A 23,198-nucleotide genomic window follows, 5' to 3' on the forward strand; every position below is an offset into this window, starting at 1 on the left:
TACACTTCTACAGTGATCACAAAAACCCTTCTATTGTTTGCTGTATATTATATTGATATTTCAGTATGTTAAACTAGTGGTACCATAGACTTTAAAAACGGAGTGTTGTTCATGAAAAACTTGATCTACTTTTCCATTGCATTTTTAGTTTTGTTAATTGGTACTTTAACGTTGATATTTAAAATATTTCAAACAGAAGATAAATTAGCTTTTGATGATGAGCAAATAGGCTTAAAAGATCAAGTTGTAATCCGTTTTAGTCATGTGGTTGCGGAAAATACACCAAAAGGTTTAGCTGTTCAATATTTTGCAGATTTAGTCAGCGAAAAAACAGATACTAAAGTAAAAGTTGAAATATTTGCGAATGGAAGTTTATATGAAAATGATGAAGAGGCACTCGATGCTTTAAAACGAGGGAAAATCCAAATGATTGCTCCAGCCACATCCAAACTAACTACATCTTTCCCTGAGTGGCAATTAGTTGACTTACCCTTTGTATTTCCGTCTTATGAAGCGGCAAATGAAGCCTTTAATGGCGATATTGGACTGTACTTATTTTCCCTTCTAGAATCTGATCATCTAAAAGGCCTATCGTTTTGGAGTAACGGTTTTAAGCAAATAACGAGTAATATAGGACCGATTCAGTCACCTAAAGATTTATCCGGTCAGCACTTTCGAATTATGCCTAGTGAATTAATAGAAAAACAATATTCTTTACTAGACGTCAATCCAAGTAAAATTCCATTTAATTTAACTTATCAAAGTCTCGAAGATCATATTGTAGACGGTACGGAAAATACGTTATCAAATATTTATTCAAAAAAGTTTTATAGAGTTCAAAATCATTTAACGATTAGTAATCATGGATTTTTAGGTTATATTGTTTTAATGAATAATGACTATTGGAATCAGCTCCCTCCTGATATTCAGCAGGTGGTCATTGAATCGATGGCAGAAGCTTCTGAAATGATACAAAAAAAATCAATCGAACTGAATTTACAATCTTTCGAAAATATAAAAAAAGATTCCGATATTGAAATCTATGAACTTAAGGAAAAAGAAAAGAAACAATGGGTAGAAGAACTCCAGCCTGTATATGAATTATATGAATCTGAATTTGACAACGATCTAATAGATGAACTACATAAAATACAAGAAAAGTATGAGGAAGAATGACCTCATACTTTTCTTGTAAATAATATTTATTGAGTACCTGTTACTTCAGATGATCCATTCTATAAATTTCTTATAAAAAATATGGCGAACAGATATTTCTATTAGCTTGCACTATACCTCTTCACTTCTTTGGGTGAATTTATACATACCATGAGAAGCTGGATAAGTATATTTAAACCCATATTTCTCATATAATTTGTCTGCCGGTTCATCCGCGATTAAGCTAACATAGGCACCATCGGGTGCATGTTCGTCTAAATACGTCGTAAGTTCATTCATAATCAACTTACCAAAACCCTGACCTTGATAGTTAGGATCAACAGCAATATCTACAATTTGATAGAAGCAACCTTTATCTCCTATGATTCTACCCATACCGATTAAATCATTATCATAATAGAATGAAATTGCATGAGTTGTATTTTTCAGTCCAAGTTTAGCTCCTCTTTCACTTTTTTCACTTAATCCTGTAATTTTTCTTAAGTTTTGATAATCTTCTATATCAGGTGAACCTGTATATTTAAGATAAATGTTTTTTTCTATTTCGATTGACTGCTTTTTCTTTTTTTCTAACGTCCACAATATGACGGATGTAAGTAGAAGCATAGTCCATACAAAAATATGCAAGAAATAAAAAATATAACTATCAGGAGGTTTTAAATCTACAATTACTCCTACACGATTATGAGTATAATAATACATTTGATATATGAAAGAAGAAATAAATATCAATAAAACAAATAATGATATGGAAAATTTAAAAATAATAAACTTTCTAAATCTTTTCAATAACCTCTCCCCCATGTTTTAATGCTTCTTTTATTCAGTTTTCTCTATCCAATTTAACAGTTGATCATATTGCTTTTTAGCATCTTCAATTCCTTGTTCATACAATAGTGTTAGCTTTATTTTATCTTTTTCTAAACGATTTACTTGTAAAGGTTGTTCAGGTCTGAACACAAAAATGTCACCTTTTTCCTCTAGATGATTAACAAATTGTAAAGTTGCATTGTATTCAATGTGTCGATTTATCATCGTATCTACTAACCCTTTGTATTTTCGGCGATACCTCGCTTTGAGCATCCACCTAAAACTTGCAGGCTTTTTCTCATATCCTTTATTTCTAGTTAGGATGACGATATTTCGTTTATTCCCATCTTCTATAGACTTTTTAAGGGGGATCGGATCAGCGATACCCCCATCTAATAACTTGTAACCCCCATGCTCTACAACTTGAGTAATTAAAGGTAAACTAATGGATGCTTTTAATAACGTAAATACATCACTGGGTTCTTCGTTTTTATCAAAATAAATTGGTTTGCCTGTAACGCAATCTGTGACAACAATTTTAAAAGTTTGAGGTGAAGAATGAAACGCATCGTAATCAAACGGTTCATGTTTATTGGGTAGTTCATCGAAAATAATATCCATGCCGAACAAACTTCTCTTTGTAATTAAATTTCTAACACTGATATAACCTGGATAATCAATGTAATCAATGGTTACTTTTTTATTTCTACCATATTGTTTAGAAATATACGAGGTAGCATTACATGCTCCAGCAGATGCACCAATGATATAAGGTAATGTAAGCTCCTTCTTAATAAAATAATCCAATATCCCCGCTGTGTAAACGCCCCTTAATCCTCCGCCTTCAAGCACAAGTCCAATATTATCCAAAGTCATCACATCCTCATATAACTGTTAGAGTTGATGTTTTTGTTTCGCAGTATCGTAATTACCAATATACTTAAATATTTTACCATTTTCAAGCCAGTACGTTTGATCAAAACAACGATTTAATAAATAGCGATCATGAGATACACATAAGATAGTTCCTTCAAATTGTTCCAATGTCTCCTCTAAAACTTCACGAGAATCAATATCCAAATGATTGGTTGGTTCATCTAAGATGATGAGGTTCATGTTCTGGTTCATTAACTGTGCAAGCCTTACTCGCATTCTTTCTCCACCGCTTAACTGACTTACTTTTTTAAAAACTGAATACCCATAAAACATAAATTTGGCTAAAATATGTCGTGCTTCTGCTTCTGTTACATGAACCTGCTCTCTGAATAAATCAATGAGCCTTCCCTCATGTTGATTTTTAAACACATGTTGAGATAAATAGCCAATTCTAACATTCCTACCTATTTGGACTGAACCTTCATCTGGCATTATTTCATCCAGTATCATTTTTAGAAGAGTTGACTTTCCACTTCCGTTGTTACCAATTAAAGCAATGCGATCTTGATAACGTACTGAAAAAGATAATTCTTTAAAAAGAATATTTTCATTAAAACCTTTTGTGACATTTTCAATCTTCACCACATCTTTGCCACTTCGTTCTTTCATTTGAAGATCAAATTTCATTTTTGTATTTTCTAGTTTCGGTTTTTTAATCTTTTCCATACGTTCAAGTGCTCTTTCCATGTTTTTGGCTCGCTTATACAATTTTGCATTTGGTGGGTTCGCTCGATTTGCCCATTCCCTCAGTTGTTTAATGGTTTCCTTCATTTTTTTGATTTTTTTCTGCTGCTCTTGAAATGCAGCGAACTGATTTAAAAGTCTTTTTTCTTTTTCATCTACAAAATAAGAGTAATTTCCATGATACAAATGAAGTTCTCCATCTTCTATTTCAATGATTTTCATAACGACTTCATCTAAAAAATAACGGTCATGAGATACAATGATGACTGATCCTTGATAGGTTTTCATAAAGCTTTCTAACCATTGTAATGCTTGAATATCTAGGTGATTTGTAGGTTCATCTAACAATAATAATTCAGGTTTTTTTAATAATATTAACCCCAAACCAATTTTCGTTTGTTCTCCACCACTACATTTTGAAAATGGTTGATCCAACAAAGAAGTGATCCCTAAACCATTACAGATCTTCATAAGATCCGCTTCCATTTCGTAACCGCCCAATTTAGTAAAAACTTCTTGCATATCCCCATATTGCTTCAATAGCTTTTCTAAATTGTGAACATCTGTTTCCATTTTTTCTTCGATACTTCTCATTATTTTGTTTAACTCGTTGATCTCTTTAAAAGCTCCACATAATACATCCCTAACGGTATCCTCTTCAACATAAGTTGGAATTTGTTCTAGATAACCAACCTTTGCTTCTTTTTTAATATGAATTTTACCTTCATCACATGACTCAATTCCAGATATGAGTTTTAAAATGGTTGTTTTCCCACTTCCATTCGTACCTACTAAACCGATACGTTCTCCATCTTTGACTTCAAATCTTAATTTTTCAAAAATCATGTTTCCACCTAAGGTTTTACTTACATCATGAACTGCACAAATAATCATTTTAATTTCTCCTTTCGCAAATACAAAAAAACCATGAGTAAAAATCAACCCATGGTTTTGAATAAACAAATTTATAATCAATCTTATACAGATAATCTAGAGTCCCTTTTTCAAATATGGAAACCATATTGATTATACGAAAAAGGAACAGTTTTTATAAAAACAAAAAAGAGGGCAAACCGCCCTCCCATTTAAATTACCTGTATATTAAAGTTGGGTAAAGAGATTTTTACATTCTGTAATATGATGTTGTTTTATTAAAAATGGGCATACGAATCCCATTGAAAACAACACCAGCAAAAATTGCACGGACAATATACACATATGATAAATATCCTGTGCGACCTTCTACAGAATGTAACATCTCAATCCCCCCTTTCAAAATTAGAATAATAAAAACATATCCATCTTATCACATATAAATTGGGATTACAATGCGCTTTCACTCCATTCTCAAATATGACTTACCAGCAGCAGCGACAAAAAATACCGAAGTATATCCTTTTATTCATTACCATAATTGGAATGCTAGCTTATCATCTCACTATTGAAGGTGTATTATTTTGATTTTTGTTAATTATATATTAAACTTAAAATGTTATTGCAAACTATCAAATTACATAAAGGAGGATAAATTGATGTTGAAACAACAAATAAACGTATTAGGATTTGCAGGTAGTCTAAGAAAAGATTCATTTAATCGTGCATTACTTCGTGAAGCAATCAACCTTTCCCCGGAAGAAATGAAAATAACGGATTTTGATTTAACTGAAATTCCCATGTTTAATGAGGATGTTGAAAAAGCTGAAGATCCTGACATTGTAACTACTTTTAAAGATGCGATTCGTGAAGCAGATGCATTACTCATTGTCACACCAGAATATAACAATGCTATTCCTGGAGTCCTAAAAAATGCACTTGATTGGGCATCTAGGGGAGGTAAAGAAGCACCTCTTTTAAAAAAACCAATTGCTATTATGGGAGGAACACCAGGTCGAGCTGGAACTGCTCAAGCACAGGCTCAATTAAGACAAACTCTAATTACTACTCGTTCACTTGTTATGGTTGAACCACAAGTATTAATTTCAGAAGTTCATCGTAAATTTGATGAACAAGGACACCTTACCGATGAGAAAACGGGTCAATACATTCAAAGATTGCTTAATGGATTAGAAGATTGGATAAAGCATTTTAATAAATAAAGGTAACTCTAATTTAGATAAAAATAACCGCTCTATACGCGGTTATTTTTATTAGTGAACTTTACTGCTTATTGTATTTTAACAGTTCTATTTTCCTGATCCCATTGTACTTGAAAACCTAAAGTTTCAGTAATTATTCTAAGAGGTACATAAATACGGTTTTCTCTTACTTTAATTTCTGAACTTAACTCTTCCTCTATCCCATTAATTAAAACCATCTGTTTACTTTCAATATTAAAAATCATCTCTGTTTCATTTAGAGTTACATTTAATATGCCGTTAGACCAATGTACTTGCCCACCTAAATGTTCTGTGATAAATCGAACTGGAACATAGGTTGTTCCTCCTTCAGGACTCATCACCGGTTGAGCATCTGGAAAAAATACTTTTTCACCATTCACTTGAATATGTACTGGTTTTAAATTCAAATGAATGTTATGAATTTTTTTAGTTGTCTGAGCTATGACACCTCTTACCTTTTCATATGGTATTCCCTTAGTCATTATCACAAGAATGTAAGGTTGTTCATCATAAACAATTCCAACATCATGATAAACTAACTCTAATGGAAGATAACCTACTTTATGCGCTACATTTAACTCGCTAACACCAGCAGGTATCGTGTCATTATAATCCGTATAAACAAATACATCTAACAATTCTTGTCCCAATAATTCATGTTCATCTATAAATTCATTTAATGATTTAGCATAGGTGGCTAAGTCTTCTGCGCTTAATCTATTATATCCATTCGGGAAAACATTTTTCCCACCTATTTCTTTTAAAAAAGAGATAAAGTTCGCTCTCCCCATTTTCTCAGTAAGCATGATATAAGCGACATTATCACTATGTACAACCATCTTTTTTACTAACTCACGAATCGTATATTGGGTACCAAATGGCTGAAATTGAATTACGCCACTTCCTTCATAGTAATGGTAAATTGAATAGGTTAATTTTTGATCCAGATTCAAGTTGCCATTAGCTGCTTCTTGATAAATATACACAGCCAAAGGCAATTTTATTGTACTCGCCCCAGCATAAACCTTTTCTTTTTGATAAGACATCGATGTACCGGTTACTAAATTCTCATAATAAAAAGCGATATTACCAAGAGAGTTGAGTTCATCTAGCAATGACTCTGGTATTTTTTCTTCTTGAGCAAAACTACTTATTGAGGTAGAAAAGAATAATATAAAAACTATTAGACACTGAATGTAGTATTTCATGATATAAACCTAACCCCTTTTTATTTAAATGTAAAAACCCGCTATTTTTACTTCATAATTTTTGAATGGTCCCTAATCTTATAAGATAATATACAATGAAAATTTATTTATCTATATTCTTTAATTCCTATAACAAAGGCTTGATGATCATTATTTTCTATCCCATGCAATGCTTCCTGTAATGCAAATGTACTTTTGTAAAATTTGACACGTTCGGATATTTCACTTCCATTTGGATATAAATTTATACATAAATTAAAGAAATCTTCACCATAACTAGACAATATTCCAGAAAAATCATATGCTGGATCTCCTATTTCAATGCCACCAAAATCAATAACCCCTGATATTTCAGATGAATTAGATTTCCACAATATATTTGAAGCTCCAAAATCACCGTGAGTAAGTCTTTGTTTAATATCCAAATTTCTTTCGTTATTCAAAATGGATTCAAACATGTGAGATACCTTCTCTTTAGCATCCTTGCTCATAAATGAATAAAGCTTGTTTTCAATTTTATTAAACAATACTTTGACATCACTAGTTACATCATTTTTTTTCTTTTTATTTAGGACTCTTTCTATTTGTTCTATTGGAATGGAATGTAACTCTATTAGAAAAGTTACTAGTTGCAAAGCTAATTTCTTTACTAGGTCTTTATCCTTTATCTTTTCAAATTCTTCCCTCCAAAAGGGAGATCCTTGAATTAACTTATATCCAGTGAAAACTTGTCCTACTTCCATTTGTTCAAATGATTGATAAATCGGATTAGGTATTTGAGTTGTTAAACTATTATTAATTGACTTTAAAATTGCCGTCTCTTCTTTTAATTTTGTTATTCCTAGCTTATACTTTGGAAACCTAAACACTAGAGATTTATTTATAATTAAGACGTCGTTATTTTGTCCAATAACATTAGGCTCAATATCCTTTATTAATATTTCGGGATACACTTGTTTTATGCGATCAATATAATCATTATACATTAAATAACTTCCTTTCTTATTCTACTGAAAAATCATATTAAAAAGTTTTGTTTATCTTTTGAAAAACGTCTATTTTTAATTGTAACCCTTCTTCATTATAATAAGAGACTGGCTAAGTGCAAAGTCAAAATATACCCATTCCGCAACCGTCCAATCAATTTCAGCATAGATGACATACAATAAGATTAAATCAAAATTGAATTAGGAGGATATAGCATGGCTATATTTAACTTAACGCCAACCGATAATATTCAGGTTGTAATCGATAATGATGCAAATTCAGGAGACACAATTCGTTTAGCCGCAGGAATATATTCTCAGTCTATCATGATTGGTATGAACAAAAACAGCATTCGAATCATTGGAGCTGGAATAGAAAAAACGATTTTCGAAGGAACTGAATTAGGTCTGGTGAACGGTATTGATATACAAGCTTCGTCAATGGTTACAATTGAAAATTTAACGGTTCAAAATTTTAATGAGAGAGGAATTCTAATTCAAACAAGTGATAACATCATAAATAAAGTAAAATCACAAAACAATCAAAACAATGGTATGGAAATTTCAACAGTTGCTGAAAGAAATTTAATTATGGAGTCAGAATCCAATAATAATGGAAGCAATGAAGCTATTAACGTAGATGGAATTCAAGTAAATGGAGAACATAATTATATTGTAAAATGTAAGTTTATTGGAAATTCAAATGATGGGATGGAGTTGAAAAGTTCCAATAATCTTGTGTTCTTGAATCTTGCAAAAGACAATGGTAGTGAAGGGTATGCATCAGATTCTGATGTAGACTCAGATGATTTTAATTTATTTATATGTAATCAGTCCATTAGAAATCGTGATGATGGCTTTGAATTTGATGATAGTAATTTATTATTATGGAATAAAGCTTTAGTTAATAATGATGATGGTCTTGAAATCAATGGTGATCATAACTTGCTTTGGGGCAATGAAGTAAAGTGTAATACTGAGGATGGCATCGACCTAGGTAATCATTGTAATAATAGACTTCTAAGAAATAATGTTCTTAAGAATGGGATTCAACAAATTGATAGTGGAATTGAGATTGAAGGTGGTGATGGTAATATTGTAGACTATAACACAGTTTTAAACCATGTGCATTCAGGGATATTAGTAGGGCAAAATGCTGAAAGTAATGTGGTTCGATCTAACTGTTTAAAAGAAAATAACCCTGACATTCAAGCTGTTCCACCTGCGAGTGTAAACACTTTATTCAACGAAAATAATTGTACTACAAGTGATCCTAATGGATTATGCCAAATCAATAACTTTTTTAACGTACCAGGTGATTTTGACACTATTCAAGAAGCTATTGATGCTGTACCTGAGGAAGGGTTTACTATTCAAGTTGGTGCAGGAATTTTTAAAGAGGCAATTACTATAAATAATACAGGTCAAGTTAGAAACAAAATCCGTATCGTTGGTGTTGGAAGAGAGAAAACGATTATTGATGGTACAGATACAATAGATGAAATCGGGATTGATATAGAAGATGCTTCGTTCATCACTATTGAAAACCTTACTGTACAAAATTTTGATAGTTTTGGCATACGAGTGAACACTAGTGATAATGTACTACATTGTGTAAATGTGTTTGGAAATCAAAACAGTGGGATTTTCATAACGGGATTAAATGAACGTAATATGGTCATGAAATGCGAGTCAAGTCAAAATATTGGTATTGGAATTTCAGTAAACGGCGATCACAACTATATCGTTTGTAGTCAGTGTAGTAGAAATAACGGCGAGGGGATAAGATTTAATAGTGGTGAGTTTAACCTAGCATATCATAATTTCTGCGATGGGAATCAATCTGAAGGAATAGAGCCTGCTGGCGATAATAATTTTATTATTAGTAATTGTACATTGAATAATAGTGATGGGATTGAAGTAGATGATGATCACAATTTACTCCTTTGGAACAAATCATTTAGGAATCAACGTGATGGGATTAATGTAGAAGACAGTAATAATTTAGTTTGGGGTAATGTTTGTTACAACAATGAACGTAATGGGATCTTTGTTGAAGAAAATAACAATTTAATCATTTATAATCACATAAAAAACAATAATGATGAAGGTATCAGAATTGAAGATAATGATTTTTTACCTTCTGCTAATTTTAATATGATTGACAATAATATCATTATAAACAACAAAAAAGCAGGAATTTTGTTAGCTATTGGTAGTGACAATAACATCGTTCGATCTAATTGTTTATTTGGTAATCCACTAGATATTGATGATCAAGGAACAGACAATATTTTAGATGAAAACTAATGTCACACCTTTATTTTTATAAATAAATTTTCCAAATATCCCAGTTTTTATGATTTTTCTCTTGATTTTTTACATTCAGTTTACAATTTTATGGTTGCATCGCAACTTGTAAATAGATCATAATATAAAAGGATTAGAACATATATACATGATGAAAAATAGGAATCGTCTTTTATTCTTGTCCATACATTTATATTTAGGAGATTATTTTATGACAAAAAAACTAATAGCAGAATTTTTAGGCACTTACTTTTTAATATTAGCAGGTACAGGTGCCATTGTTACGAACTTCATAACAGGAGATTTAACACATGTTGGAGTAGCTATAACATGGGGACTTGTTGTGATGGCCATGATTTATACATTCGGTCATATTTCAGGAGCACATTTTAATCCAGCAGTGACAATCGGATTTTTAACGAATCGAAGCATTAGTGGGAAGGAAGCTACTTTTTATATTGTGACTCAAATTTTAGCCGGTTTAGCAGCAAGTACTACCCTTCTAATTTTATTTGGAAACATAGCTAATTTAGGTGCTACATTACCTAGAGAAGGATGGTTACAAACTTTTATCATAGAATTTATTCTTACATTCTTTTTGATGATGGTTATCCTAGGTTCTGCTGTTCATGGAAAAGCTGTGAAGTCTTTTGCTGGGATCGCAATCGGTACTACAGTGGGTCTTGAAGCTATGTTTGCAGGACCAATCAGCGGAGCTTCTATGAACCCTGCTAGATCCATTGGTCCAGCAATGTTATCTGGAACATTAGAACATTTATGGATATATATTGTCGCTACAACATTAGGTTCAATTGCAGCAGCTGTTATTTATCAATTTATACGTGAGAAATAATACCGTAGTTTAAACATTAAAGAGGACTTAGCTAATATAAATTCAATATCTTGTTCTCTCTAGTTGGATATTCATAACAATTACTTCAAAAGCTGATTTCATGTTGAAATCGGTTTTTTTATTCCCTAAATAAAAAGAAGGCTCATCAAACTTCAGAAAAAAGACATGAATGTTGAGATTAAATATACATATATTAGCATGTAATTGTATTTTTTATAATTACTTAAATTATTTACAAGACAACAAGGGAGGATAAAGAATGACAAAACCTTTAGATCCAAAGTTAATTCCTAAGTATGTTAATCAATTAGTGGTTCCCCCTGTATTTAAACCTTTCGTTGTAAGGGATCCATCTACAGGTGAAGTACTGAGTCACAACTATACAATTTTTACAACTGGGTTCAAACAACAACTTCTTCCACCAGATTTTCCTGAAACACTTGTGTGGGGTTATGAGGGCATTATAGAAGATGGCTCTTGTTTCAGTGCTACTCCAGGACCTACTTTTGAAGCTGTTAAAGAAATACCTGTAAATGTTCAGTGGGTAAATAACCTTACTGATCCACATTTTCTTCCAGTGGATCCCACCCTGCACTGGGCAAATCCCAACAATATGCCCACACCAGAACCACCTTTTCAATCATTTCCACCGGGATATCCACTAGCCCAATGTCCAGTTCCTGTATCTACTCACTTGCACGGTGGAGAAGTTAGATCTGATTCTGATGGAGGTCCTGAATCGTGGTTTACAGCTGGAGAGGAAAAAACGGGGCCTAACTTCACTCAATCGCGCTTCACTTATCCAAACCAGCAGGAACCTTCTACCCTATGGTACCATGATCATACACTTGGTATCACACGACTTAATGTTGTTGCTGGACTTTCTGGATTTTACTTGTTGAGAGATCCCAATAATGATATTGAACCTCTTCTTCCAAGTGGACCGTTTGAAATTCCTATCGTTATTCAGGACCGTTCATTTAATGAAGATGGTTCATTATTGTTCCCTAACATCGGTGTTAATCCAGAAGTACATCCTTATTGGGTTAATGATTTTTTAGGCAATTCCATTATGGTGAATGGTAAGGTTTGGCCAAACCTCGATGTTGAACGTAGGCAGTACCGTATTAGATTCCTTAATGGATCGAATTCCCGATTCTTTAATCTAAAACTATCAAACGATCAGTCGTTTATACAGATTGGTTCTGATGGAGGTTTTTTACGTTGTCCAGTGACACTCACTGAACTTCTGATTGCACCAGCAGAACGTGCTGACGTGTTAATTGATTTTTCTAAAGTACGTCCAGGAACTAAAATTATTGTAACGAATGATGCTTTTGCTCCTTTCCCTGGTGGAGATCGACCAGATCCAGATACTACAGGGCAAATTATGCAGTTCACTGTGCTTGATACACCACCAGTACGACCAGTGAGGCTTCCACCCATACTAAATAACATACCTATACTGATTCCAGATGTTCCAAAACAAACCTTCACTCTAAATGTGGTGCGTGAAGAAACAGAACCTGGTCCTCGTGAATTATTATTGGACGGTCAAAGGTGGGAATCTCCAATCTCAGAAATGCCACAGGTTGGATCAACTGTGGATTGGGTTTTAGCTAATGTATCGGCAGCAACCCATCCTATCCACGTACACTTGGTTCAGTTTCAAATGGTCAGTCGACAGCTCTTTGACTCTGTAAGATACTTAGCGGATTGGGAAAGTCTAAATGGTAAACCTCCTCTCCAGCATCCAACGATCCCCTTAGATGTAGAACCCTATCTTATAGGCAAACCTATGGAGCCAGATTTGAATGAACAGGGATGGAAAGATACTTTTCGAGCAAACCCAAATGAAGTCACTATACTTCGACTTCGTTTTGCACCACAAAATATAGAATCAGGAGGTTCCAAACCTGGAGTAAATCAATTTTCATTTGATCCTACAATCGGTCCTGGATATGTATGGCACTGCCATATTTTAGATCATGAAGATAATGATATGATGAGACCAATGAAGGTTGTATCTGGTCTTATCCTCGAAAGCAATCCACAATCTTGTTGTGAGGTTGTTGTTGAAGGAAATACACAGTTGGTACCACCTGCATTAAATAATGCACCCATTTCTGATAGTAAAACAGTCTTTGCTGAAATAGAAAAAGTATGTCCTGAAAAAGTTATTATTAGTGGTTTCCTTCGTAAGAGTATTACCTATACTGCAGTCTTAGATAACGGAGTTAAAGAAGATAATACGATTACTGACGATCTTCCTTTTCAGTGTATTATTGATCGAGAAGATGCGAATGAGAATGACTCTTTCATGGTTACCGGTTCAACCGTTTTATGTGAGGTTTTTGCTAATACACAGAACTTTGGAGCACATCCTGAAACGAATGATGAAGTAGCTTATAATTTTATTGAAAAAGACATCATTAAGGTTTGTATCAGAAAAAATCAATAACTCTTAATAACCTAAGGATAAGGAAAGTAAATTACTATCAATTTAAGGAAGGAAAATATCCCCAGAATAAAAATGCTGATGATTAGTTAGAAGTCGGTTGTTTTTTCATTCTGGGGGTGACAAATTACCCATATAAATAATAAGGAATCTTCTTCTCTTCCTCAATTTCTAGCCTTACTTATTTGTGTAGTGTAACCACAAGGTTATTAATAGTTATAGCTATCATGCCTTTGCACCCATGCCATACTATAAGAGAGATCTTCTTCGTTACCACGCCCTTTTGGAACTAAGTCCATATATTGATATGCACTATTTACCATGTCCAAACCACGTGAATAAGTAGAATAAGTATGAAACACTTCGCCCTGCTCATTTTTATAAAAGACACTGATTCCATGCGCCTCATCGTGAGGGGCTTCGACAGTTCCAAAATTATAGAGCTTTTCTCCCTTTTCAATTTCTTCTTTAGTAAATGAAACTTTATAATCACGGTTAAAATCATTACTAAAGGATGAAACCCACTTAAATCTCCATCCCATGCGCTTTTTATACTCCTCTAATGTGCTTAATCCAGCTTTAGAAACAGCAATCATTGTAATATCTCTATGGTTGAGATGAACAATAGCTCCGTTAAAGTTATCTGCCCAAAAAGAACAACTCTTACAACCTTCTTTTTCATTAGGTCCAAACATAAAGTGATACACAATGAGTTGACTTCTTCCCTCAAAAAGCTGTTCTAGAGTTTCCTTACCATTTGGACCATCAAACACATATTCCTTTTCTACCCTTACCCAAGGGAGTTCTCGTCTATCACGACTCAATTGGTCTTTTTGAAGAGTAAATGCTTTTTCCTTTTCAAGGTGAGCCTTTCGTATTTCAAGCCATTCTTCTCTAGAAATTATTTTTTGATTATTCATGAATATCCTCCTCTTTATTATTTAAATTAATCATAATGTTAATCTGAAATGTTACTTTTCAGTCACATATATTATGTGACTTTATGGTAACATATTTATTTTTATTTTGCAAGGAATATTGCATTGATTTATTAGTTCATTCATGAAAAAATAGTAGGAAGTGGATATTCTAATGTTTAAACATCTTAATGATAGATTTTTATCAGGGGGGAATTTATGATGAACATTATAAAATTAAAAGATAGACAAGAACTAGATAGAATAATTCCAACGATGCCTTGGTATATTGAAAAATTTATCAATCACAAATTACAGGATCTTTCACCGTCTACTTTACTTGAATATGTTAGAGATTATAGTACTTTTCTATCTTGGTTACTAGCTGAAGGTTTATCTGATGTTAAAAATATAAAAGATGTTCCTTTAGAGCACTTAGAGAAGCTACATACAGAAAGTATTGATAATTTCAGAGCATTTTTGGCAACTAGAAAAGAGAATTCCAATGCTAAAATCACGATTACTAGGAAACTCTCCTCTCTTCGATCACTTTTCCATTACTTAAGTCAAATAGCAGAAGACGAGAACTTTTATCCACTTTTGAAAAGAAACGTCATGGCTAAGATTGAAATTAAAAGAACGAATAAAACGAAAGAAATAGCAAATAAATTAGAAGGAAAGTTATTACAAGAAAGTGAAATCGTAGAGTTTATTGATTATGTTAAATCTGGTTATGAACAGGACATTTCAAAAAATAAACAAGCTTTATATTTTTATCACCACAACAAGGATAGAGATGTCTGCATTATTAGCCTAATTCTCCATTCTGGTTTGCGGGTTTCAGAAGTTGTTAATTTAACCCTAGATGATATTGATTTGAAAAAACAAACCGTTTATGTATATAGAAAAGGGAATCATGATGAAACTTTTAAAACTAGAGTATTTTTTAGAAATCATGCGATTGAGTATATACAAAATTACTTATCCAATCGAGGTTCAATTTATAAATCACAGAAAAAAGAGAAAGCTTTCTTTCTTACTATTCCAAATGGAGCACAACAAGGGAAAAGAATGTCTAAACGTGCTATTCAAGAAATGGTCATTAAATATGCAAAAAGGTTCGGAAAGCCTTATTTAACTGTTCATAAACTAAGACATTCTTTCGCAACAGATTATTATTTACAAAATGATTTATATAAAACACAAGAACAATTAGGACATGCTTCAACCGATACGACACAAATCTACGCACATTTAACAGACAAAACAATGGAAAAAGCGATTGATCGTAGAATTAGTGAAAATGAACGTAATAACAATTGACTATTTATAATAATTCTTATATAATAACTATTATAAATAAATTACTTATTACATTTTGGAGAGGAGTTTTTTTAAATGAATGAGAACTTAAAAGGATTATTAAACCAACAATTAGCCAACATGAATGTACTTTACACAAAACTTCATCACTATCACTGGTTTGTAAAAGGGGAGCACTTTTTTACATTACATGAGAAATTTGAAGAACTGTATAATGAGGTTACTGGTTATTCAGATGAAATTGCTGAAAATATGTTGGCTTCTGGTGCTATTCCAGCCTCAAGTTTAAAAGATTACTTAACACTATCTACCATTGAAGAAGCTACAGATGGACTTTCATCTAATGAAATGGTTCAATCTGTTATTAATGACTTCTCTCAAATCGGAGAAGAAATTAAACAAGCGATTGAATTGGCTGATAATGAGAATGCGATTAGAATAGCAGATTTACTTGAAGGAATTGTAATAAGTTTAGAGAAACATCAATGGATGTTAAATGCATACTTAGGTAAATAAGATAACTATAAATGTTTAAATGCCTATTCTTATTAGAATAGGCATTTAAAATATAAATCAACTTTTTTTTAGAAAATATCAATTCAACTATAATTCTTAATCTTAATTATTTTTCTCATTTCCCCGCTTAAAATTCCCTGTAAGTTTGGCTAATATAAGTTGAATTGCATAATCATCCTTGCCTTCTATATTAGATAAAAACTTTTTTGATTCTTTTTCACTTAACGTTTTGATCATTCTGTTATCCCAATAAATCATCGTTTTATTCGCTTTAGTTATCTTATAACTGAATGGGTTTTCCTTTAAACGATCTCTTTTATCTATATCCCCCATTTTGCTTCTTCACTCTCCAATCCTATGTTTCATCCGGGTTTTATTACAGATTGAAATCACTCTTGTGCTCTATATCGCTCATATTAACTGACTATCATACTAGATTTCAAGTCTTCTATTTGTTTTATATGTCTTTGTTCATGAATGCCTATAAATTCCAAGTATTGATCTAAGTTTAAACGACCTAAAAAAGGATGTGACAAAGAAAGATGTGACAAAAGGCTATGATCTTCAATATTATTTAAAATACCAATCAATTGATCTCTTGACTCACTTAATAGACTCAAAATATCTTGTTTTGACATGTATTGATCAGATGGTTGAATATTGTCTGGGGCTTCCCTTTTTATCGTTCGATTCGTTACAATCTCAAATGATTTGATTGTTGTTGGATTTTGTTTGTTTTTTTGGATTACATGTTTGAAACCAGCTTGAATAGCGTATTCAGTTAAATACAAATGGTGAAGAACTTGCACTATATTCCAATCATCATTTGTCCGCTTTTGGTTTATTTGTTCATTATTCATATCCTCTACACTTTGGATTAACTTATTTCTAATCTCTGTTACAAACTCCATCATTTCCTACACCCCATTTTTATAGTTTAAATCTTTATATATATATTCTATGAGATGCATATCATAACCTGCTCAATGAAAAGCTATATTTTCGTGATTCAATAACCACTCTTTTCTCCATAATCCTCCACCATAGCCTACTAACTTCCCATTACTGCCCATAACTCTATGGCAAGGGATAATGATCACAATTTTGTTTTTATTATTGGCATTCCCAATTGCTCTTACTGCTTTTTCATTCCCAATTCTTTCTGCTACAGTTTTATAAGATACTGCTTCTCCAAAAGGAATACGAGTTAGTTCGTTCCATACTGTATTCTGAAATTCTGTGCCATTTAAATGTAAATTCAAATCAAATTTCACTCTTGACCCTGCAAAGTATTCATCCAATTGTTTAAAGGTTTCTTTTAAAATTGAAGGGATTTTTGTTGAAGCTTGCTCTTTCTCTTCCTCCACAAAATTAACTTCTATTAACTGATTGTCAACACTTTTACATTGTATTAATCCGACTGGTGAAGAATAGTACTGTATATATTCGCTGTTCATAGGATGAGCTCCCTCCTTATTTATTTAACTATACAATACATAAGAAGAAAAAGTTTTTAAAATATTGCTTTGTTATTTTTTCTCTCCCCAATGATTCACATATATTAATTTACTTATTTCTTCCCTTTTAGCCCATTTACTTGTTTCCAATATTGGGGCTTCTGGATATTCATCTGTATAACCAAGAGATAACAATGCTACTGGATCTATGTGAGGTGGAATTTTCATAATTTCTCTTATATCATTTTTTTTATAAAAGCTGACCCAACCTAATGCAATTCCTTCTGCACAAGAAGCAAGCCACATATTTTGAATCGAGCAAGCAACAGACATCATATCTGTTTCAGGAATAGAATTTCGACCAAGTACATGAGTGCCTCCTCTTGTTGGATCACAGGTAACACAAATGGTAATTGGAGCTTCCTTTAATCCCTCAACTTTTAAACTTAAAAAATGATCTTGACGTTCACCCTCATAATGAATCGCCAAAGCCCGTCTTTCTTTATCCGCTGCCCAGGCAAGTTGTTCCTTTATTTTTTGTGAACGAACGATAATAAAATTCCATGGTTGCATAAATCCAACAGATGGTGCATGGTGTCCTGCTTCAATGATTCTTTCAATCACTTCTTCTGGTATACATTTAGTTAAAAATGAACGAACATCTCTTCTTTTACGGATCACCTTATAAATTGCATCTCGCTCTTGATCAGAAAACATCATTTTCCCCCTTAAAGTGGTATACCATATCTTATTCAATATGATGTTCAACGAGTTACAAAACCCTTTCAAATTATACTTTAGTTTCCTTAAAAAACAATAAAGATAAATATATATTTAAATTAAAATTTTTCATTTTTTATTTTATAATTTTACATACCATTTGGGTAATAAAGATATAAACAATGATAATATACAAACATATTACAGCATCCCATTTTCTCTTTATCCTGAATGTAGAATTGCCTTTCCTAACCCTGTTCATATTAAAAAATCAATTCAACAATTTAACCCCACTCTAGTTCATATTGCTATACCATTCAACATGGGTTTATTAGGACATCATAATGCTAAAAAGTACAACATTCCTATGGTTGCTTCTTATCACACAAATTTTGATCAATACTTATCTTACTATAAAATTCAATGGATGGAACCCATCTTGTATTTTTGGATGATCATTATAACAAACTTTGGATATACAAACGCCCACTAGTTTATAATTTAGTGGACGTTTTTTATTAACATTAAATTAAGTTTCTTGTGTTTTTAGTGAAGGCTGTTTAAGAATATCAACATAATAATATCTAAGCGTGATAATCAACAAACATCCCCCTCCTGTCAAAGGCAACCAGAATGCAGGTATTACATTTAAAACACTGCCAGATGTAATCATGGCTAAAGGAACAAATACTTTAACGATTGAAATTGCAACACTAATCACTCTTCCTCTCAATTCGTCTGGAACTAATTTTTGCAACATTGTCATAACTGGGATATCTACAAAAGCAATCACAACTCCATAAGTCATATGAATCAAGGAATAATAAATCGTATAAAACAGCTTGTATTCAAAACTAAAAATGAGCAGTGGCGCTCCCATGAGGAGTATTAATATTGAACTAATAAAAGTTAATAAAGTTAGTAATTTGTTATATTCCATTAATCGATCATTTAACTTACTTACGACAATAGCTCCTAATAACATCCCTACAGAAAATGAAGCTTCAATGATACCAAAGGAAACTGAACTTAATTCAATGACATTCGTTAATATATACGGTACTGGAACTACAACTGAAAATGTAGAAAAAAAGTTGATAAATATAAATAAAATCATCATACCTAGTAAATTTTTTTGATTAAAAAGAAATATTAATCCATCTTTCATATCGCTAAAAATTTTGATCTTCTCACTTTTATCCTTTTTCTCTTCAACATTAAATTTAAAGTTAATAAACAACTCTGACATACCTGATATCATAAAAGAAAATGCATTAATTAGAATAAATGTTTTTATGTCAATAAATGCGTACACTATACCACCTAATACTGGCCCTAAAATAAAGGAAGCTGATAAAATCATTCTAGATATAGCATTCATCTTCATCAAATTCTTTTCTTTCACGATATTTGGTTTAGCAGACTCTGAACACACAGAGAATAATGTGCTTAGTATATTTAGTATCAGTGTTACAGCATAGATCCAGATCAAATTAAATTGAACAAAACTGACAATGAACAATATAAGTAATACAATTCCACTAATTAAATCTGTCCCAACAATAATCATCTTTCGATTTAAACGATCTGTTAAAACTCCTGCTACTGGACCTAATATAACGGTAGGTAAAATGGATAATACTAAGTTCGTTGCAAATGAAAGTCCGGAACCTGTTACAGTTAGAATGTATAAACTAATTGCAAAAGAATATACAGATGTACCAAATAATGAAACAAATTGACCTGAACAAAATAATATAAAGTTTTTTAAATCTGATTTTGGATCTCGGAACGTTTTGATTAGATTACTATACAAGTAATTCTCCCCCCTTTTAAGTGTCAAGAAAAGTCTTAACTAAAAGTTTAATGCATGGGGATAAGGCAACAGCAACAGCATATATTTATTGATTTTCAATTTAAAATGTCCATAGGTGGGGTTAACCCCACCTATGGACATACAGCAGCTCAGTTAGGAACACACTACTTATATTTTAAATTGTTAAATAAGTAAAACCCACTAATCTTAGCGATTAGAGGGTGCTTTTTTCCCAGCATAACAATAAGAAAATACTTTTTCTCCTTCAACAAAATAACTTTCATATTTATCCTCAGGTTTTATTTCATCATCAAAGATGATATCATCGATCGTTTCATATTGAAGTATTTTCATTTGTTTTTCCATTTCTGAAAATGTAAACAAATGTCTTTGTTTTAGCTGATGTACAATACTATTTTCTATGAAGTTTTTAAACAACATATAAGTCCCAAATATATTGCAGTTTTCCTTTAAATAATGATCAGTTTCTTTTAATAAAAAAGTGTCATGTTCAAAGTTATAATTCGTGGTCCCTCCAAGATCAAATAAATAATCTATACTTTTATTTTTAATAGGGGTATTTAAAAAGTCAGAGCAAATAAATAGTATGTTTTTCGTTTGATCACTTGTTTCCAATGTATTTTTCACATATTGCAAACATTCATATTGATGGTCTACAGCAATGTAAAAGGAATCTTCTGGAATGATTTCATAAACATGTCTTAGCAATAAACCTATACCTGTACCAAGCTCCAAAATATTTTTATTTACCATTTCATTAGGGTCTATTTTCTTATACATCCAATCTAAACATTTATACATTTGATCTATAAGATTGCCATCTACCGTATGAATATAGTCTGATATGATATCCTTAGTTATACATATTTGGTCATTTTCTTTCCTTATTTTCAGCTTTTCATATTGATCTTCTGTACATAAAATACCTTCTTCAATGAAATATTGATTCCCACAGACACATTTTAAACTCCCATTTAATAATTGATTATTTTCAATCTCTGCATTTTTTACATTTAAATTACTTCGACATTGATGGCATACCATCAGAGAAAGCGCTGATAAAGGTATACCTAGTTTTGAACGTTTTTCCCTTCGACTTTGATTCAACTCTATTTCAGTTTGAAGGTATTGTTTTGTTTCTTCATATTTTTTTATTTTATTTTCAATTTCTTTATATTTATTATCAAATAAAGTTGTATAATATTCAAATTGCTGAAAGGGCGATAATATTCCAAGACGTTTGTATCTAAAAATAGTTTGTATTTCGTGTAATGTAAACCCAAGTTTTTTAAAGTAAAGTATATCTTTTAAATCTTGGTGGCAAGTATCTTCAAAGTAATATTTCCCCCCCACCTTTTCAGCGATGATCAATCCCATGTCCATGTAATGTCTAATGCTGTCTACACTTATATCATTCTTTTTTGAAAATTCTCCTATTTTCATTCATATCACCTTAATTTCTTATTTGATCATTTTCAAACATATCCATAACTTCATCATCATTGTTTTTATTTAAGCTTGTTGTGATCCTAATGAAGTCTTTTTCACGTTTTGAACGTAATATCTCAAACTTATCAGCAACAATAATACTCCCCCAACTAAAGTTAACCAAAAAGCAGGAAAGACATTTAACAAGCTGCCCGATATGAGCATAGCAAACGGTACAAACGCTTTCACTAATGTCACTGTAACACTAAGAACTCTACCTCTTAATTCATCTGGAATCATTTTTTGTAACAAGGTCAACACAGGGATGTCAACAAAAGAAATAACAATCCCAAATGTCGCATGAATCAAAACATAATAAATCGTGTAAAACATTTTAAATTCATTACTAATCATTAATATTGGTACACCTAATAAGAAAATTAACACAGATGAAATCATCGTCATTAAAATTAATAGTTTATTGTATTCCATTAACTTCTCACTAAATTTACCTACAATAATTGCCCCCAATAACATACCGATTGGAAAAGCACCCTCAATGATACCAAAGGAGAAATCACTTAGTTCCAACACATTAATAATGATATAGGGTATAGGGATTTGAACTGAAAACGTATATAGAATATTGATGAGTATGAATAACCCTAGAACTCCAGTTAATTGTTTTTGACTGATTAAATATAAGAAACCTTCTTTCATATCTTTGAAGATTCTTGTTTTCTCTTTTTTAACTTCTTTCGTGTCATCAACAGTACTGAAGTTAAAATTAATAAGAAGTTCAGATAAACTTGAAACAAGGAAAGATATTGCATTGATTAAAATGAATAATTTAATGTCCATAAAAGCAAATACTAAACCGCCTATCATGGGGCCCAAAATAAAAGAACTTGAAGAAATCATTTGCGTTAAAGCATTCACTTTCATTAAATTCTTTTCAAGTACGACATTTGGCTTTGCAGATTCTAAACAAACAAAAAATAATGTACTAAGGATGTTCAATATCAGTGTAACGGTGTAAATCCAGATTAAATTGAATTGTACAAAACTGACAAAAAATAAAAGCAGCAGCACCGCTCCACTTAATAAATCTGAGCCTACAATAATCATTTTACGATTTAATCTGTCTGTTAATACTCCAGCAATAGGTCCTAATATGATCGTTGGTAAAATAGATAGTACTAAATTTGTAGCAAAGGATAATCCAGATCCTGTTACCGTTAAGATGTATAAACTGATTGCAAAAGAATAAATCGATGTGCCAAACATTGAAACAAATTGACCTGATCCTAATAATAGAATATTTTTTAGATCAGATTTTGGATCTCTTAATGATTTAATTACATTCACTTTCATATTGTTGTCCTCCTTCAAATTACAAGTAAAGTACTATGTGAAAATAATGAACATTTAATCACATTTTGAATGTATTTTTTCCAGTACT

The 23,198-nt window shown here is 31.8% G+C and carries 22 protein-coding genes; 8 read left to right on the top strand and 14 right to left on the bottom strand.

The genetic code is table 11. From position 1 onward, the window contains the following. The first annotated feature begins 111 nt into the window (after positions 1–111). Positions 112–1,176 (top strand): DctP family TRAP transporter solute-binding subunit, encoded by a 1,065-nt coding sequence (locus EPK97_RS00605; protein WP_162034658.1) that lies wholly within the window; start codon positions 112–114, stop codon positions 1,174–1,176. Between the two features lie 111 nt (positions 1,177–1,287). Here the strand turns inward: EPK97_RS00605 and EPK97_RS00610 are convergent, their stop codons facing one another. The 4 genes from EPK97_RS00610 to EPK97_RS22095 form a co-directional block, all read right to left on the bottom strand. Continuing rightward, positions 1,288–1,965, bottom strand: a complete 678-nt coding sequence (locus EPK97_RS00610) for a GNAT family N-acetyltransferase (protein WP_338075631.1) — start codon at positions 1,963–1,965, stop codon at positions 1,288–1,290. Positions 1,966–1,995: 30 nt separating this feature from the next. Continuing rightward, positions 1,996–2,862 carry a patatin-like phospholipase family protein gene (locus EPK97_RS00615; protein ID WP_162034659.1) on the bottom strand — a complete coding sequence of 289 codons (867 nt, stop codon included), beginning with the start codon at positions 2,860–2,862 and terminating at the stop codon, positions 1,996–1,998. 18 nt (positions 2,863–2,880) lie between these two features. Further along, the gene (gene abc-f, locus EPK97_RS00620; RefSeq protein WP_162034660.1) at positions 2,881–4,500 is read right to left on the bottom strand and encodes a ribosomal protection-like ABC-F family protein; all 1,620 of its coding nucleotides are present in this window, start codon (positions 4,498–4,500) and stop codon (positions 2,881–2,883) included. 229 nt (positions 4,501–4,729) lie between these two features. Next, positions 4,730–4,864, bottom strand: a complete 135-nt coding sequence (locus tag EPK97_RS22095) for an RAxF-45 family protein (RefSeq protein ID WP_276609457.1) — start codon at positions 4,862–4,864, stop codon at positions 4,730–4,732. 274 nt (positions 4,865–5,138) lie between these two features. On the opposite strand from EPK97_RS22095, the gene EPK97_RS00625 reads away from it, so the two are divergent. Then, positions 5,139–5,702 carry an NADPH-dependent FMN reductase gene (locus EPK97_RS00625; protein ID WP_162034661.1) on the top strand — a complete coding sequence of 188 codons (564 nt, stop codon included), beginning with the start codon at positions 5,139–5,141 and terminating at the stop codon, positions 5,700–5,702. Positions 5,703–5,770: 68 nt separating this feature from the next. Here EPK97_RS00625 and EPK97_RS00630 read toward each other — a convergent pair whose 3' ends face one another. Both EPK97_RS00630 and EPK97_RS00635 read right to left on the bottom strand, forming a co-directional pair. Beyond that, the gene (locus EPK97_RS00630) at positions 5,771–6,931 is read right to left on the bottom strand and encodes a serine hydrolase (RefSeq protein WP_162034662.1); all 1,161 of its coding nucleotides are present in this window, start codon (positions 6,929–6,931) and stop codon (positions 5,771–5,773) included. Between the two features lie 107 nt (positions 6,932–7,038). Further along, complete coding sequence (locus tag EPK97_RS00635) at positions 7,039–7,917, bottom strand: phosphotransferase family protein (RefSeq protein ID WP_162034663.1); 879 nt, start codon at positions 7,915–7,917, stop codon at positions 7,039–7,041. A 216-nt stretch (positions 7,918–8,133) separates the two neighbouring features. On the opposite strand from EPK97_RS00635, the gene EPK97_RS00640 reads away from it, so the two are divergent. From EPK97_RS00640 to EPK97_RS00650, 3 genes are all read left to right on the top strand, one after another. Then, a complete protein-coding gene (locus EPK97_RS00640; RefSeq protein ID WP_162034664.1) occupies positions 8,134–10,227 on the top strand; it encodes a right-handed parallel beta-helix repeat-containing protein in 2,094 nt (697 codons plus the stop codon). 211 nt (positions 10,228–10,438) lie between these two features. Next, entirely contained in the window at positions 10,439–11,080 is a 642-nt protein-coding gene (locus EPK97_RS00645; protein ID WP_162034665.1) for an aquaporin, read from the top strand. Between the two features lie 259 nt (positions 11,081–11,339). Continuing rightward, a complete protein-coding gene (locus tag EPK97_RS00650) occupies positions 11,340–13,541 on the top strand; it encodes a multicopper oxidase domain-containing protein (protein WP_162034666.1) in 2,202 nt (733 codons plus the stop codon). 206 nt (positions 13,542–13,747) lie between these two features. Here EPK97_RS00650 and EPK97_RS00655 read toward each other — a convergent pair whose 3' ends face one another. After that, a complete protein-coding gene (locus EPK97_RS00655) occupies positions 13,748–14,458 on the bottom strand; it encodes a DUF899 domain-containing protein (RefSeq protein WP_162034667.1) in 711 nt (236 codons plus the stop codon). Positions 14,459–14,677: 219 nt separating this feature from the next. Between EPK97_RS00655 and xerS the strand changes: the two genes are divergently transcribed. Together xerS and EPK97_RS00665 are read left to right on the top strand one after the other, a co-directional pair. Then, complete coding sequence (gene xerS, locus EPK97_RS00660; RefSeq protein ID WP_162034668.1) at positions 14,678–15,778, top strand: tyrosine recombinase XerS; 1,101 nt, start codon at positions 14,678–14,680, stop codon at positions 15,776–15,778. 75 nt (positions 15,779–15,853) lie between these two features. Continuing rightward, complete coding sequence (locus tag EPK97_RS00665; RefSeq protein WP_162034669.1) at positions 15,854–16,294, top strand: Dps family protein; 441 nt, start codon at positions 15,854–15,856, stop codon at positions 16,292–16,294. A 102-nt stretch (positions 16,295–16,396) separates the two neighbouring features. Here EPK97_RS00665 and EPK97_RS00670 read toward each other — a convergent pair whose 3' ends face one another. The 4 genes from EPK97_RS00670 to bluB form a co-directional block, all read right to left on the bottom strand. Further along, entirely contained in the window at positions 16,397–16,627 is a 231-nt protein-coding gene (locus tag EPK97_RS00670) for a hypothetical protein (protein ID WP_162034670.1), read from the bottom strand. Positions 16,628–16,710: 83 nt separating this feature from the next. Continuing rightward, a complete protein-coding gene (locus tag EPK97_RS00675) occupies positions 16,711–17,208 on the bottom strand; it encodes a DinB family protein (protein WP_162034671.1) in 498 nt (165 codons plus the stop codon). A gap of 69 nt (positions 17,209–17,277) precedes the next feature. Continuing rightward, positions 17,278–17,751 carry a methylated-DNA--[protein]-cysteine S-methyltransferase gene (locus EPK97_RS00680; RefSeq protein ID WP_162034672.1) on the bottom strand — a complete coding sequence of 158 codons (474 nt, stop codon included), beginning with the start codon at positions 17,749–17,751 and terminating at the stop codon, positions 17,278–17,280. Positions 17,752–17,823: 72 nt separating this feature from the next. Further along, complete coding sequence (gene bluB, locus EPK97_RS00685; protein ID WP_162034673.1) at positions 17,824–18,468, bottom strand: 5,6-dimethylbenzimidazole synthase; 645 nt, start codon at positions 18,466–18,468, stop codon at positions 17,824–17,826. 163 nt (positions 18,469–18,631) lie between these two features. Here bluB and EPK97_RS00690 point away from each other — a divergent pair, with 163 nt between their 5' ends. Further along, a complete protein-coding gene (locus EPK97_RS00690; RefSeq protein ID WP_170295419.1) occupies positions 18,632–18,964 on the top strand; it encodes a glycosyltransferase in 333 nt (110 codons plus the stop codon). Positions 18,965–19,000: 36 nt separating this feature from the next. On the opposite strand, the gene EPK97_RS00695 is transcribed toward EPK97_RS00690, so the two are convergent. The 3 genes from EPK97_RS00695 to EPK97_RS00705 form a co-directional block, all read right to left on the bottom strand. Next, positions 19,001–20,287, bottom strand: a complete 1,287-nt coding sequence (locus tag EPK97_RS00695; protein ID WP_162034674.1) for an MFS transporter — start codon at positions 20,285–20,287, stop codon at positions 19,001–19,003. Positions 20,288–20,494: 207 nt separating this feature from the next. Further along, on the bottom strand, positions 20,495–21,751 hold the full coding sequence (locus tag EPK97_RS00700; RefSeq protein WP_162034675.1) for a MerR family transcriptional regulator: 1,257 nt from the start codon (positions 21,749–21,751) through the stop codon (positions 20,495–20,497). Between the two features lie 69 nt (positions 21,752–21,820). Continuing rightward, positions 21,821–23,110: an MFS transporter gene (locus EPK97_RS00705; RefSeq protein ID WP_162034676.1), complete on the bottom strand. Its 1,290-nt coding sequence runs from the start codon at positions 23,108–23,110 to the stop codon at positions 21,821–21,823. Between the last annotated feature and the right edge of the window lie 88 nt (positions 23,111–23,198).

It is taken from the genome of Chengkuizengella sediminis (genome assembly GCF_010078385.1).
Lineage (GTDB): Bacteria > Bacillota > Bacilli > Paenibacillales > KCTC-33759 > Chengkuizengella > Chengkuizengella sediminis.

Bases quoted from the DNA above. Each gene is read 5' to 3' on its own strand.
- EPK97_RS00605 (WP_162034658.1), top strand. From the start codon at position 112: ATGAAAAACTTGATCTACTTTTCCATTGCATTTTTAGTTTTGTTAATT.
- EPK97_RS00615 (WP_162034659.1), bottom strand. From the start codon at position 2,862: ATGACTTTGGATAATATTGGACTTGTGCTTGAAGGCGGAGGATTAAGG.
- abc-f (WP_162034660.1), bottom strand. From the start codon at position 4,500: ATGATTATTTGTGCAGTTCATGATGTAAGTAAAACCTTAGGTGGAAAC.
- EPK97_RS22095 (WP_276609457.1), bottom strand. From the start codon at position 4,864: ATGTTACATTCTGTAGAAGGTCGCACAGGATATTTATCATATGTGTAT.
- EPK97_RS00625 (WP_162034661.1), top strand. From the start codon at position 5,139: ATGTTGAAACAACAAATAAACGTATTAGGATTTGCAGGTAGTCTAAGA.
- EPK97_RS00630 (WP_162034662.1), bottom strand. From the start codon at position 6,931: ATGAAATACTACATTCAGTGTCTAATAGTTTTTATATTATTCTTTTCT.
- EPK97_RS00635 (WP_162034663.1), bottom strand. From the start codon at position 7,917: ATGTATAATGATTATATTGATCGCATAAAACAAGTGTATCCCGAAATA.
- EPK97_RS00640 (WP_162034664.1), top strand. From the start codon at position 8,134: ATGGCTATATTTAACTTAACGCCAACCGATAATATTCAGGTTGTAATC.
- EPK97_RS00645 (WP_162034665.1), top strand. From the start codon at position 10,439: ATGACAAAAAAACTAATAGCAGAATTTTTAGGCACTTACTTTTTAATA.
- EPK97_RS00650 (WP_162034666.1), top strand. From the start codon at position 11,340: ATGACAAAACCTTTAGATCCAAAGTTAATTCCTAAGTATGTTAATCAA.
- EPK97_RS00655 (WP_162034667.1), bottom strand. From the start codon at position 14,458: ATGAATAATCAAAAAATAATTTCTAGAGAAGAATGGCTTGAAATACGA.
- xerS (WP_162034668.1), top strand. From the start codon at position 14,678: ATGAACATTATAAAATTAAAAGATAGACAAGAACTAGATAGAATAATT.
- EPK97_RS00665 (WP_162034669.1), top strand. From the start codon at position 15,854: ATGAATGAGAACTTAAAAGGATTATTAAACCAACAATTAGCCAACATG.
- EPK97_RS00670 (WP_162034670.1), bottom strand. From the start codon at position 16,627: ATGGGGGATATAGATAAAAGAGATCGTTTAAAGGAAAACCCATTCAGT.
- EPK97_RS00675 (WP_162034671.1), bottom strand. From the start codon at position 17,208: ATGATGGAGTTTGTAACAGAGATTAGAAATAAGTTAATCCAAAGTGTA.
- EPK97_RS00680 (WP_162034672.1), bottom strand. From the start codon at position 17,751: ATGAACAGCGAATATATACAGTACTATTCTTCACCAGTCGGATTAATA.
- bluB (WP_162034673.1), bottom strand. From the start codon at position 18,468: ATGTTTTCTGATCAAGAGCGAGATGCAATTTATAAGGTGATCCGTAAA.
- EPK97_RS00700 (WP_162034675.1), bottom strand. From the start codon at position 21,751: ATGAAAATAGGAGAATTTTCAAAAAAGAATGATATAAGTGTAGACAGC.
- EPK97_RS00705 (WP_162034676.1), bottom strand. From the start codon at position 23,110: ATGAAAGTGAATGTAATTAAATCATTAAGAGATCCAAAATCTGATCTA.